Raw genomic sequence first — 12,481 nt, forward strand, 5'->3', positions numbered from 1 at the left:
CATGGCCGGCCGGGTCGAGCGCCGCGAGCACCGCATTGCGCAGCAGCGGCAGGCGCACCGGCTTGGGGCAGCGGGCGAAGGGCGCGCCGGGGCAGGCGCCCGCCCGCTCACGCTCGTCGTCGAGCCCGGCATCGGTCAGCAGGACCGCCGGGCAGCCCAGCCCCTCCGCCGGCAGGCCGAAGCCCTCGTCGATCACCGCGACGGCCAGATTCTCCGGCAGGCCCGCCAGCGCTCCGGGATCGTCGGCGCTGACGATCCGCAGCCCCCAGCGGGTGAGCCGCCCGGCCAGCTCGTCGCGCAGGCCGGCCTCGGCGGTCGCCACCAGCACGCAGCGATCCGCCAGCGCGGCGATCTCCGCGGGCTCCGCCGGCACCGCCCCCGCATCCACCGGGAGCGGCAGGCGGAGCGTGAAGCTGGTGCCCACCCCATGCTCCGACTCGACCCAGATATCCCCGTCCATCGCATCGACCAGCCGCTTGGTGATCGCGAGGCCGAGCCCGGTGCCCTCGAATTTCCGCCGCGAAGTCTGGTCCGCCTGCACGAACTCGCCGAAGATCATCGGCAGCTGCGCCCGCGGGATGCCGATGCCGCTGTCGCTCACCGCGATCTCCACCACGGCGCTGCCATGCTCCACCACGCCGGTAACCGAGAGGCGCACCCCGCCGCGGTCGGTGAACTTGACCGCGTTGCCCACCAGGTTGATGACGATCTGCCGGATCCGCCCGAGATCGCCGACGAAGCCCGCCGGCAGCTCGGGGTCGTAGTCGAGCACCAGGCCGATCTCCTTCTGCTGCGCCCGCGCCCAGAACAGCGCGACGATATCCTCCGCCGCGGTGAGCAGATCGAAGGGCGCCGGCTCGATCACCAGCTTGCCGGCCTCGATCTTGGAGAAGTCGAGCACGTCGTTGATGATCACCAGCAGCGCCTCGCCGGATTGCCGGATGGTCTCGGCATAGACCTTCTGGTCCGGCGACAGCCCGGTCTCGCAGAGCAGCTCGGTCATGCCGATGATGCCGTTCATCGGCGTGCGGATCTCGTGCGACATGTTGGCCAGGAAGGTCGATTTCGCCTGGCTCGCGGCCTCGGCGCGGCGCGCGAACTCGATGGCATGGGCCTCCGAGGCGGCGAGCTTGTCCTGCATCTGGCGGCGGCGGGTAACGTCGCGCTGCGAGCAGATGAAGCAGATCACCTCCTCCGGCGCATCCTCGGCAAGCACCGGGCTGAGCGTGACATCGGCCCAGTAGTGCCGCCGGTCGCGGCAATAGAGCAGCAGCTCGCAGGCGGCGGAGCGGTTGGCGCCGATCGCGTCGGTCAGCTCGGCATAGGCATCCGCCGAGGTGTCCTCGCCGAACTGCACCGAGAGCGGATGGCCCATCACGTCGGCGCTGGCGAAGCCGGTGAAGCCGGTGAAGGCGTTGTTGACCCAGGTGATCCGCCCGGTGCGGTCGAGCAGGATCACCATGTCGAGCGTGTGCTCGGCGACGATGGCAAGCTCCCGCGCGCGCGCCTCGTTGGCCGCGGCCTGGCGCTCGGCGGCGGCGAGGGTGCGGGCCTGCTCCTTCTGGCGCGTCATGTCGGTGAAGGAGAACACCCAGCCGCCGCCCTTCCGCTCGGTGGTGGCGACCGAGATCGTCTTGCCCGATAGCGTCTCGTGGTAGATCCCCTCGAAATCGCCGGACATGTAGAGCTCCGGGCGGAACGGCTCGCCCGGCAGCAGGCGCGGGCCATAATCGCCCCGGTCGGCGAACATGCCGATCACATCGGCGATCTGCTGGCCGTTGGGGTTCCACCCCTCGGGGCATTCGAGCAGCTCGCCGAGGCGGGCATTGTGGAAGACCACGGCCTCCTCGGCATCGGTGACCAGCACGCCCTGCCCCATCACCGAGAAGATCTCGTGCATCTTCTCGCCCGATTCGGCGATCGAACGCTCCATCGGCCGGAACACGAAGGCCGCCTCGGCGATCAGCACGAGGAGCAGGAGCAGCAGCATCACGCGCTGCGCGAGACCCAGCCGTTCCAGTCGGCCGAGCGCCGCCGCCTCGTGCAGCGCGGCCATCGCTTCCAGATCGTCGATCAGATGGAGCACCAGTTCCGGCGGCGGCGGCTGGCCCCGGGCGAGCTGGCCGAGCGCCGCGGCGAGCCGTGCATCCAGCCCCTCCGCCCCGGCATAGCGTGCGGCGAGATTGCCGGGCAGCCGGCCGGGTAGCCGTTCGGCGGCGCCGGGTGCGCGGGTCAGCACCGCGTGGGCGCGTGCCAGCGCGCGCCGTGTCTCGGCCAGCGCCGGGCGCAGATCGGCGGCGGCGACGGGCGGTGCGGCGGTGAGCGCGGCGGCGATATCAGCGGCGCGGCGCAGGTGATGGGCCTGCTCGGCGGCCAGGCGGATCTCGCGCGCCGCGGCGGGTTGCCGGGTCATCTGCGGCGCCAGCACGGCCAGCGAGGCTACCGCGAGGCAGGCGATCAGCGCGAGCCCGAGGCTGTACTTGAAGCGCAGCCGGTTGACCGCGAGCCAGTGCGGACGGAAGCGTCGTCGCCGGTTCTGTGCGTCAGCGGTCAAGGCGGCGCTCCATGGTCAGGATGTTCCAGCCATCGCGGCGTTCGAGGCGGACATCGTCGGCGAGGTGCCGGATCAGCGCCCAGCCCCAGCCGCCCTCGGGCAGCGCCGCCGGGTTGCCCGAGGCCAGCGCCGCATCCTGGCCCGGCGCCGCCGCATCGGCAGGCGGCGGGCCCGCCAGCAGCCGGCCGGGCGGCGGCATGCCGCGATCGGCGACGCGGATCGCGAGCCAGGCACCGCGCAGGCTCAGCTCGACCCGGATCGGCCGCCCCTGCATGCCGCGATAGCCGTGCTCGACGCAGTTGTTCAGCGCCTCGGCCAGGCAGAGGCGCATTTCCTCGGCCCGGATTGCCACGGCGCCCTCGCCCTCCAGCCTGCCGGCCAGCGGCGCGAAGAGCCGCTCCACCGCCGGGCCGATGCATCCGAGCTCGCTGGTGATCTCGACGGCCGCGCAGGCCCGAAGATCGCAGGCACCGTCCGACACAGGGCTCTCCTCCGCTTCGGGCGAGCCGCGCAGGGGCTCACCGCGCCGGCGCGAACTCCCGGATGCGGAAGACCCCGGTCATCCGCGTGAGGTCGAACACCCGGCGGACCGGCCGGCTGAGCCCTGCCAGCTCCAGCCGCTCGCTTGCGCCGCAATGCTTGAGCACGCCGACCAGCGCGCCGAGGCCCGAGCTGTCGATGAACTCGACGGCCCCGAGATCGACCACCAGCCGGCCCGGCACGGCATCGGCCAGGTCGATCAGCGCCGCCTTGAGATCCGGGGCGACCTCGGCATCGAGCCGCCGCCGCAGCACCCGCGCCACCAGCATGTCGTCGATTTCCCGCGTCTCGATCATGCGACCGCTCCCGTTGGCCTTTCCATCCCGGCAGGGTCGCGCTTCTGGGTTAAGATTTCCCCAATGGGTCGCGAATGCCCCATTAACGATGGCTTAAGCGATCACCGGCAAGCTGCAGCGAACCGGCCTGCGGGCCAGTCGGAAGGGCGAATGCGATGACCGTGCCATTGGCGGCGACGGGGGCGGGACCGGCGGAGGTGCCCCCGGAGGCGCCCCTGTCTCGCCGTGTCCTCGTGGCGGACGATTCGAAGACCCAGCGGCTGCTGCTCCGCACCCTCCTGCGCGGCAGGGGATACGAGGTGATCGAGGCCGACAACGGCCGTGACGCGCTCGCGCTGCTGCGCGCCGAGCCGATCCGCCTGGTGATCTCGGACTGGATCATGCCCGGCCTCACCGGCCCCGAGCTCTGCCAGCGCCTGCGGGCCGAGACCGCGGCCGACGGGCCGCATGTCTACGTGCTCCTGCTCACCGCCAAGCACGAGCGCGCCGACATCGCCCGCGGGCTCGAGGCGGGCGCCGACGATTTCCTCACCAAGCCGGTGGACGAGACCGAGCTGATGGCACGGCTGCTGGCGGGGGAACGGATCGTCCGGATGCAGGCCCGGCTGATCGCCCAGCGCGCCGAGACCGCCGCCGCCTATGGCCGGCTGAAGGCGGCGCACGAGATGCTCGACCGCGATCTGGCGATGGCGAGCCTCCTGCAGGCCGAGCTGGTGCCGCCGGCGCTCGGCGCCTGCAACGGCGCGGCCTGCGCGGTGGCCTATCGCGCGGCGGGCCATGTCGGCGGCGACCTTGTCGGCTACTTCCCGATCGGGCAGCGCGGAGTGGGTGTCTTCTCGGTGGATGTCTCGGGGCACGGCGTTGCCGCGGCGCTGCGCACGGTGCATCTCGCGCAGCTGCTCAGCGGCGCCGATCCGGCGGACAACATCGCCTTTCGCGCCGAGGCCGGCGGCCATGCGGTTCGCAGCCCCGCCGAGGTGGTGGCCGAGCTCAACGCGCGGCTGCTGAGCAGCGGCAAGCACGATCTCTACTTCACCATGGTGCTGGCGGTGATCGATCTCGAGACCGGCGCCACCACCTTCTGCCAGGCCGGGCACACCGCGCCGGCGGTTCTCGGGGCCGGCGGCAGGGTGCGCTTCCACGGCCGCGGCGGCCCGCCGGTGGGCCTGCTGCCGGACCTGCCCTATTCGGACGAGCACCTCACGCTGGCCCCCGGCGAGCGGCTGCTGCTCTACTCCGACGGGATCGCCGAGGCGGAGCGGCCGGACGGCACGATGATCGAGGCCGCCGGCCTGGCCCGGCTCATCGGGCGCGCCGGCGACCGGGCCCCGGATGCGCTGATGCGCGTGCTGATGGAGAGCCTGGCCGAGGAAACCGGCGGTGCCGGCTTCGAGGACGACATCTCCGCCGTTCTGGTCGAACGCCCGGCCGACGCGCGCGCGCTGCGGCGCGCCGGCTGAGCCCCGGATGGGCCACGGCTTGGGCCCCGGATGAGCCACGGCATCAGGCCGCCGCCAGCGCCGTGACCCGCTCGAGCTCGGCAAGCGAGACCTCGAGCAGTGCGCCCAGCATGCAGCGCTCCTCGAGCCCGGGCAGCCGCCCTGCCTCCGCCGCCTTCTCCCAGTGCTGCGCGCAGCGTGCGAAGCCGAGGCAGCCGAGATTGAGCGCCGCGCCCCGCACCGAATGCAGCCGCCGTGCCGCCTCGGCGACGTCGCCGCCGGCGATCGCCGCATCGAGCCGCGCGAGATCCTCCGCCGCCTCTGCCCGGAGGCTCGCGCTCAGCTCGCCGACCAGTTCCACCCCATAGCTCTCGACCAGCTCGCCGATCAGCTCGCGATCCAGCTCGGTCGCCCCCCGCTGCTGCGGCGGCGCCATCGCCGCCCCCGGCCCTGCCCCGTTCTCCAGCCCGATCCCGGACTCACCCATGGTCACCTCCACATCACTCCAATCGCCACATCGGATCACGGGAAGACGTTAGCCTGCTAACGGTAATGCGGGCGTTAGGCAGGCTGGTAAGAAATCCGTAAACGCAACGGTTCGTGAGGCCTCGCCGGAAACCATGACGCGCCCCGATCCACGATACGGCGCCGGTGCACACGGGAAATGGACGGACGGGATGGCATGAAAACGGTTCGATCCATCAACCAAACCGGTTGACCAGCGGCAAAAGCTGTCCCTTGATGCTCCCGACAAGGCAATAATCGGGAGCGAATTGTGGCTAATCTGAAGCGAGGCGACCAGGGCAACGAGGTCAAGGACCTGCAGAAGAAGCTCAATGCCGTGCCGAAGCTCGGCGTCAAGCTGGTGGTGGACGGGATTTTCGGGCCGAAGACGGAAGCCGCGGTCAAGAAGTTCCAGAAGCATGTCGAGGTGAAGATCACCGGGGTCTACGACGCCGAGACCCGCAAGCGCCTCGAGGCCGGTGGCGAGCCGCCGCCGAAGATGACGGTGGAGGACTACAAGAGCCGGCTGGAGAAGAACCAGAAGGTGCTCGAGAACAACCGCAAGGGCTTCGAGGACCGCAGCAGGGAGCTCGCGGCAGCGCAGAAGACGCTGCAGGAGCTGCTGGCCCGGGCCAAGGCAGCACAGGATACGGTGGCGAAGCTGATCAACGAGAACAAGGCCTACTTCACCGAGTGGCTCGCCATCGCGCAGAAGATCGCGGCGAATCAGAAGACCTTCGAGACCCTGGCCAAGACCAACCCGGCCAAGGCGCGCGAGCTGCTCAAGACCATCGAGGCCGATCACAAGCAGGCCGAGAAGGTGCTCGACAGGCTGCGCAAGAACCAGCAGGCGATGATCGACGCCGACAAGGACGTGAAGAAGGTCATCGACGCGGTGAGCTGAGGGGAGCGCGCGGCGCCCCTGCCGCGCGGCTCAGAAGGGGATCGGGTTGCCCTCGAAATCCTCGACCGTGCCGGTGCTCTGGAGCCCGAGCGCATCGAAGCGCGCGAGCAGGCCCTTCGCGCTGTCCTCGGCCGCGACATCCGCCGCGGCGCCGCCCATGTCGGTGCGCACCCAGCCCGGGTGATAGGCGCCGACGGCGATCCCCTGCGGCGCGAGCTCCGCCGCGAGGTTGCAGGCCAGGTTGGTCGCCGCCGCCTTCGAGGCGCGGTAGATGTAGGCATTGCCCTTGGCCCGCGCCGACGAGCCCATGATCGAGGAGATCACCGCCACGCGGCCGGCGGATGCCGCCAGCAGGTTGGGCAGGAAGGCCCGGACCGTGAAGAACACGCCGGCGACATTGGTCATCAGCGTGCCGGACCACGCCTCGGCGGTGTATGCCGGATCGTCGAGCGCGCCGCGGGCATGATACTGCCCGGCATTGCAGACCACGAGGTCGATCGGGCGCTTCTCGGCGGCGGCGATGCCTGCGAGCTGCTCGGGGCTGGTGACGTCGGCCCCCACCACCGTGATGTCGCCGCTGCGGCGGGTCAGCGCGTTGAGCGCCTCGGCCTCGCCCGGGCGCCGCGCGGTGGCGATCACGCTGTCGCCGCGCGCATGCGCCTGCCGCGCCAGCGCCAGCCCGATGCCCCGGTTGGCCCCGGTGATGAGAATGGTCTGCGCCATGCCTGCGCCTCCGCCCTTGCCCGATGTTGCGCCACAGTCTCGGCCAGCCGCCGGCGGAGGTCAACGCGGCCACCTGACCGCAGGCCGGCGCGCGGGCGGGCGGCTTGCGCGCGGCCGGGGCGGGCCGCTAGGCTGGGATGCGGCCTCGGGAGCGATGCCGCGCAGGAGGTGCTCCATGACGCCCACCCACCGACGCGCGCTGATCATCGGCGCCGGATCGGGGCTCTCGGCAAGCCTCGCCCGCCTCTTCGCGGCCAGGGGGCTGGGGGTGGCGCTGGCCGCCCGCGACCCCGGCGATCTCTCGGCGCTGGCGGCGGAGACCGGGGCGAGCCGCCATGCCTGCGACGCCTCGGATGCCGGGCAGGTCGCGGCGCTCTTCGAGGAACTCGACGAGACCGGCGCGCCGGACGTGCTGGTCTACAACCCCTCCGCCCGGGTGCGCGGGCCGATCGCCGAACTCGACCCCGCGGCGGTGGCGCAGGCCGTGGCGGTGACCGCGCTCGGGGCCTTCTATGCGGCGCAGCAGGCGGTGCGGCGGATGCTGCCGGCGGGCCACGGGGCGGTGCTCCTGACCGGTGCCTCGGCAGGGGTCAAGGGCTATCCGCAGTCCGCCCCCTTCGCGATGGGCAAGTTCGCGCTGCGCGGGCTGGCGCAGTCGATGGCGCGCGAGCTGCACCCGAGGGGCATCCATGTCGGGCATTTCGTGATCGATGGCGGCATCCGCAGCGCCAGCCGGCCGGAGCGCAGCGAGGCCCCGGACAGCCCCGACTCGATGCTCGACCCGGATGCCATCGCGCGCAGCTACTGGCACTTCCTCGAGCAGGACCGCAGCGCCTGGGCCTGGGAGGTCGAGCTGCGCCCCTGGGTCGAGCGGTTCTGACCGGCTAAACCGCCGCGGGGCCTTGACCGGAGGCGCCGCAGGGGCTAGGCAGGCGCCTCTGGATTCACGGGGCCGCAGGGGCGCGCCGCGACCGTTTTTCGGCGCGGTGTCCGGCGGCCCGATCTGCCGAGGAAAGAGCGAGACCATGTCCCGTCGATGCGAATTGAGCGGCAAGGCCGTGGCCACGGGCCACAAGGTCAGCCATTCCAACATCAAGACCAACCGCCGCTGGCTGCCCAACCTGAACCAGGTGACGCTGCAGTCCGACGTGCTCGGCCGGTCCTTCCGTTTCCGCGTGGCGGCTGCCGCTCTGCGCACGGTCGACCATCGCGGCGGGCTCGATGCCTTCCTGGTGAAGAGCGACGACGCGGTGCTCTCGACCCGCGCGCTCAAGGTCAAGAAGCAGGTCGTGGCGGCCCTCGCCAACTGATCGGAGCGGCGGGCGATCTGCGCCCGCCTGCGCCCCGGCCTCGCTCAGGCGCCTCCTCCACCGGCGAGCAGCGCATCGACCCAGGCCGGCACGGTCTCGGTCGCGGGGCCGAGGATCTGCCGCTCGAACAGCCGGCTGCCCTCGCTCGGCTCGAGGTTGATCTCCAGCGTCTCCGCGCCCTGCGCCGCCGCCTCGTCGACGAAGCCCGCGGCCGGGTAGACCGCGCCCGAGGTGCCGATCGAGACGAAGAGCGTCGCCGCCGCGAGGCGTGCGAAGATCTCGTCCATGAGATAGGGCATCTCGCCGAACCACACGACATCCGGGCGCACGGTGCCAGCCGCGCCGCAGGCCGGGCAGGCATCGCCGAGGCCCATGTCCCCGCTCCAGCCCCAGCGGTGCCCGCAGGCCGCGCAGAGCGCCTGCATCAGCTCGCCATGCATGTGCAGCACCTCCGACGCCCCGCCGCGTTCGTGCAGGTCGTCGATGTTCTGGGTGACCAGCGTCACGCCCGCGCGCGCCCGCTGCAGGCGTGCCAGCGCCGCATGGGCGGCATTGGGCTCGGCCGCGCGGCAGTTCTGCCGGCGCGCATTGTAGAAGCCGAGCACCAGCTCCGGATCGCGCGCATAGCCTTGCGGGGTCGCGACATCCTCGAGGTCGTACTGCGACCAGAGCCCGCCCTTGTCGCGGAAGGTGCCGAGGCCGCTCTCGGCCGAGACCCCTGCCCCGGTCAGGATCACGATGCGCTCCATGGTCGTCTCCCTGTCGTTGCCGCCCCGGTCCGGGACAAACTGCATGGTTGCATCAGGCAATCGGGTTACCTTAATTTCGCCTTAATTCAGGGGTGATGCCATGTACAGGGTGAAGCTTCGGGCGATCGGGGACGGGCTGGGTCTTCTGATCTCCGACCGGGATGTGGCGCGGCTCTGCCTCGGCGACGGGGACGAGCTGGTGATTGCCGAGGTCGTTCGCCGCCCGGCTGTGGACAGCGGCCTCCCCGCCCCTTCGCCGTCGCTGCGGGCGCCGCGCGAGAGCCCGCTCTTCACCGCCGAGCAGCCGCCCGCGCAGGTCAACGGCGCGCACGCGGCCGCGGGAAGCCCGCCGGAAGCCGCGCCGACCCTGGCCGAGCACCCCGAGCAGACCGAGCGGGACAAGAGCGCCTTCCGCCGGCTTGCGCGCTGAGCCCGCGCTGGCCGCCGGGGGCGGGTCCGGGTTATCCTGACCCCAGCGTCAGCTGCGGAGGAGCGCGCCCATGACCTTCGACATCCGGATCGACTACCGTTTCGACAGCACCGGCTTCTTCGACGATCCTGCCGTCCGTGCCGCGATGGAGACGGCGGCGGCGCTCTGGGAGGCGGTGATCCTTGACGAGTTCGACGACGTGCCCGCGGGGATCTCCTTCGACGTCACCGATCCCTCGAACCGCGGCGCGGTGCGCACCGTCACGCTGGATGCGCCGATCGACGACCTGGTGGTGTTCGTCGGCGCCGCGCCGCTGACCGGCGAGCTGGGCCTGGCTGGGCCGACCGGCACCAGCCTCGACGGCTTCGGTCTCGGCGATCCGCTCGACCTGCGGGTGGCCAGCGATTTCCGCGGCCAGGGTCCGGCCACCGATTTCGAGCCCTGGGCCGGCAGCATCACCTTCGAGCCCGACGGCAACTGGAGCTTCGCCACCGATGGCCCGGTGCCGGGGATGAACGACTTCGTCACCACCGCCGCGCACGAGATCGGCCATGTGCTCGGCATCGGCACGGCGGAGATCTACCGCGTCATGGGCGCCGGCGGGGCGGCGGCGGGGCCCAATGCCGTGGCACTGGTCGGCGCCGGGGGCGTGCCGCTGGATGCGAGCCTCCACGTCGCCGACGGCTTCGCCGGCGACAGCGTGCTGATGGATCCGATCACCATCACCGGCACCGCCAAGACGGTGACCGAGATCGACAAGGCGCTGCTGGCCGATATCGGCTACGAGATCCTCGGTTTCGACACCCAGGGCGCGCCCTTCCCGCTCGCCACCGAGGGGGCGGATGTGCCGCTGCTCGGCACCGCGGCGGCCGACATGCTCGCGGCGCTCGGCGGCGACGACCTCGTCGACGGCAATGCCGGCGACGACACCATCGACGGCGGTGCCGGCAACGACCAGCTCCAGGGCAACGCCGGCGCCGACGAGATCGACGGCGGCGCCGGCGACGACACGATCTTCGGCGGCGCGGGCGGCGATCTGCTGCGCGGCGGGCCGGGCACCGATATCGTGCTGCTCGAGGGCGGCGCCGACATCTTCGCGGTCGCGCCCGGCGACGGCAGCGCCTCGCTGCAGGATTTCGACCTCGGCGCGGACCTCATCCGCGTCTCCACCGGCTTCGGCTTCGCCGATCCGGCAGCGGTGCTGGCGACCGCGAGCAAGCCCTTCTCCAACCTCACGCGGCTGCAGCTCGATGCCGGAACCTCGGTCGACATCCTGCACGCGCCGCAGGACGGCACGCCGCTGACCGCCGCGATGCTCGAGATCGCCAGCGTCGGCGGCTCGGACGCGATCACCGGAACGCCCGGCAGCGACCCGGCGCTGATCGGCACCGGCGGCGCCGATCTGATCGAGGCGCTGAGCGGCGACGACGTGATCTTCTCCACCACCGGCGACGATACCATCGAGGGCGGCCAGGGCGACGACCGCGCGGTCTATGCCGGCACCAGCGCGACGCATCTGCCGAGCCTCGGCGGCGACGGCACGGTGACGCTGACCACCCCCGAGGGCACCGACCAGCTGCGCGACGTGGAGCGGATCGACCTCGAGGACGGCGACTATCTCTACGACCTCGCCCTCGGCACCGAGGCGGTGGAGTCCGGCTACCGGCTCTACTCGGCGGGCTTCGCGCGCACGCCGGACGAGGGCGGGCTGCGCTTCTGGGTCGATGCGCTGGCCAGCGGCGCGGTGAGCTTCGCGCAGGCCGCGGGCTTCTTCATCGACAGCCTGGAATTCGAGGAAAGCTACGGCGTGAGCGGCGCCGATCTGCGTGCCGACGACCCCGCCCAGGCGGTGATCGACACCTATATCGACGCGCTCTACGTGAACGTGCTCGGCCGCGGGCCGGACGATGGCGGCCGGACCTTCTGGACCGATGCCTTCGCCGCCGGCACCGCGCCGGAGGCGCTGCTGGTCTTCTTCGCCGACAGCACCGAGAACGTCGAGCGCACGCAGCCGCTGGTGGAGAACGGGGTCTTCGTGCTGGCGGACGATCTGCTGGTGTGAGGCGGCGCCCCCGCCTCCCCCACCCCTGCACCGTCACGCCCGCGACATCGCGAGCACATGCCCACCCATGGGAGGCGGGGGCGGTCAGCCCTTCGGCAGGCCGGGCACGAGGGCGGCGAAGTCGAAGATCGCGGGGTCGGCCAGGTGGCTCGGGCGCGCATTGGTCAGCGCCTTGAACATCACCGCGCGGCGGCCGGGATGGCGGCGCTCCCACTCGTCGACCATCGCCTTGACCTGGGCGCGCTGCAGCCCCTCCTGGCTGCCGCAGAGATCGCAGGGGATCACCGGGAAGCCCATGTCGCGGGCGAAGCGGGCGCAGTCCGCCTCGGCCACATGGGCGAGCGGGCGCAGCACCAGGAGATCGCCCTCCTCGTTCAGCAGCTTCGGCGGCATCGCCGCGAGCCGCCCGCCGTGGAAGAGGTTGAGCAGGAAGGTCTCGAGGATGTCGTCGCGGTGATGGCCGAGCACCACCGCCTGGCAGCCCTCCTCGCGCGCGATGCGGTAGAGATGGCCGCGGCGCAGGCGCGAGCAGAGGCTGCAATAGGTCTTGGTGGCCGGAACCTTCGCGGTGACGATGGAATAGGTGTCCCGGTACTCGATGCGGTGCGCCACGCCGAGCGTCGCCAGGAACTCCGGCAGCACGGTGGCGGGAAAGCCCGGCTGGCCCTGGTCGAGATTGCAGGCGAGCAGGTCCACCGGCAGCAGCCCGCGCCAGCGCAGCTCGAGCAGCACCGCGAGCAGCGTGTAGCTGTCCTTGCCGCCGGAGAGGCAGACCAGCCAGCGCGGGCGCTCGCCCCCCGCCGGCAGCATGGCATAGGCGGCGAGCGCCTCGCGGGTCTCGCGCAGCAGCCGCTTCCGGAGCTTGCGGAACTCCAGGCTGTCCGGTGCCCCGGCATAGAGGCGGGCGATGATCTGGTCGTCGGTGGCGGTATCGAGCATGGGCGGAGCTATAGCCGATCCGGCGCGGGCG

13 protein-coding genes are annotated in these 12,481 nt (G+C 71.7%); 6 read left to right on the forward strand and 7 right to left on the reverse strand.

Annotation, left to right across the window (positions count from 1 at the left end; translation table 11 throughout):
* The 3 genes from QSJ97_RS11865 to QSJ97_RS11875 form a co-directional block, all read right to left on the reverse strand.
* The coding region (locus QSJ97_RS11865) for an ATP-binding protein (RefSeq protein WP_285671983.1) at window positions 1-2,554 on the reverse strand (2,554 nt) is incomplete at its 3' end.
* Window positions 2,544-3,035 (reverse strand): ATP-binding protein, encoded by a 492-nt coding sequence (locus QSJ97_RS11870; protein WP_285671984.1) that lies wholly within the window; start codon window positions 3,033-3,035, stop codon window positions 2,544-2,546. The genes QSJ97_RS11870 and QSJ97_RS11865, both read right to left, overlap by 11 nt.
* Before the next feature lie 37 nt (window positions 3,036-3,072).
* The gene (locus QSJ97_RS11875) at window positions 3,073-3,390 is read right to left on the reverse strand and encodes an STAS domain-containing protein (RefSeq protein ID WP_285671985.1); all 318 of its coding nucleotides are present in this window, start codon (window positions 3,388-3,390) and stop codon (window positions 3,073-3,075) included.
* A gap of 155 nt (window positions 3,391-3,545) precedes the next feature.
* Here QSJ97_RS11875 and QSJ97_RS11880 point away from each other — a divergent pair, with 155 nt between their 5' ends.
* On the forward strand, window positions 3,546-4,850 hold the full coding sequence (locus tag QSJ97_RS11880; RefSeq protein WP_285671986.1) for a PP2C family protein-serine/threonine phosphatase: 1,305 nt from the start codon (window positions 3,546-3,548) through the stop codon (window positions 4,848-4,850).
* A 43-nt stretch (window positions 4,851-4,893) separates the two neighbouring features.
* On the opposite strand, the gene QSJ97_RS11885 is transcribed toward QSJ97_RS11880, so the two are convergent.
* Window positions 4,894-5,316: an Hpt domain-containing protein gene (locus QSJ97_RS11885; protein ID WP_285671987.1), complete on the reverse strand. Its 423-nt coding sequence runs from the start codon at window positions 5,314-5,316 to the stop codon at window positions 4,894-4,896.
* 288 nt (window positions 5,317-5,604) lie between these two features.
* On the opposite strand from QSJ97_RS11885, the gene QSJ97_RS11890 reads away from it, so the two are divergent.
* Window positions 5,605-6,237 carry a peptidoglycan-binding domain-containing protein gene (locus QSJ97_RS11890; RefSeq protein WP_285671988.1) on the forward strand — a complete coding sequence of 211 codons (633 nt, stop codon included), beginning with the start codon at window positions 5,605-5,607 and terminating at the stop codon, window positions 6,235-6,237.
* Window positions 6,238-6,267: 30 nt separating this feature from the next.
* Here QSJ97_RS11890 and QSJ97_RS11895 read toward each other — a convergent pair whose 3' ends face one another.
* Window positions 6,268-6,960, reverse strand: a complete 693-nt coding sequence (locus QSJ97_RS11895; RefSeq protein ID WP_285671989.1) for an SDR family oxidoreductase — start codon at window positions 6,958-6,960, stop codon at window positions 6,268-6,270.
* Window positions 6,961-7,135: 175 nt separating this feature from the next.
* Here QSJ97_RS11895 and QSJ97_RS11900 point away from each other — a divergent pair, with 175 nt between their 5' ends.
* Together QSJ97_RS11900 and rpmB are read left to right on the forward strand one after the other, a co-directional pair.
* Window positions 7,136-7,840 carry an SDR family NAD(P)-dependent oxidoreductase gene (locus QSJ97_RS11900; RefSeq protein ID WP_285671990.1) on the forward strand — a complete coding sequence of 235 codons (705 nt, stop codon included), beginning with the start codon at window positions 7,136-7,138 and terminating at the stop codon, window positions 7,838-7,840.
* A gap of 145 nt (window positions 7,841-7,985) precedes the next feature.
* On the forward strand, window positions 7,986-8,270 hold the full coding sequence (rpmB, locus tag QSJ97_RS11905) for a 50S ribosomal protein L28 (RefSeq protein ID WP_285671991.1): 285 nt from the start codon (window positions 7,986-7,988) through the stop codon (window positions 8,268-8,270).
* 44 nt (window positions 8,271-8,314) lie between these two features.
* On the opposite strand, the gene QSJ97_RS11910 is transcribed toward rpmB, so the two are convergent.
* Entirely contained in the window at window positions 8,315-9,019 is a 705-nt protein-coding gene (locus QSJ97_RS11910; RefSeq protein ID WP_285672076.1) for an NAD-dependent deacylase, read from the reverse strand.
* 100 nt (window positions 9,020-9,119) lie between these two features.
* Between QSJ97_RS11910 and QSJ97_RS11915 the strand changes: the two genes are divergently transcribed.
* Window positions 9,120-9,449 carry a hypothetical protein gene (locus QSJ97_RS11915; protein ID WP_285671992.1) on the forward strand — a complete coding sequence of 110 codons (330 nt, stop codon included), beginning with the start codon at window positions 9,120-9,122 and terminating at the stop codon, window positions 9,447-9,449.
* Between the two features lie 70 nt (window positions 9,450-9,519).
* Window positions 9,520-11,511, forward strand: a complete 1,992-nt coding sequence (locus tag QSJ97_RS11920) for a DUF4214 domain-containing protein (protein WP_285671993.1) — start codon at window positions 9,520-9,522, stop codon at window positions 11,509-11,511.
* A gap of 84 nt (window positions 11,512-11,595) precedes the next feature.
* On the opposite strand, the gene ttcA is transcribed toward QSJ97_RS11920, so the two are convergent.
* The gene (ttcA, locus tag QSJ97_RS11925) at window positions 11,596-12,450 is read right to left on the reverse strand and encodes a tRNA 2-thiocytidine(32) synthetase TtcA (RefSeq protein ID WP_285671994.1); all 855 of its coding nucleotides are present in this window, start codon (window positions 12,448-12,450) and stop codon (window positions 11,596-11,598) included.
* Window positions 12,451-12,481: the final 31 nt, after the last annotated feature.

It is taken from the genome of Paralimibaculum aggregatum (genome assembly GCF_030270585.1).
In the GTDB taxonomy this organism is placed as follows: domain Bacteria; phylum Pseudomonadota; class Alphaproteobacteria; order Rhodobacterales; family Rhodobacteraceae; genus Thermohalobaculum; species Thermohalobaculum aggregatum.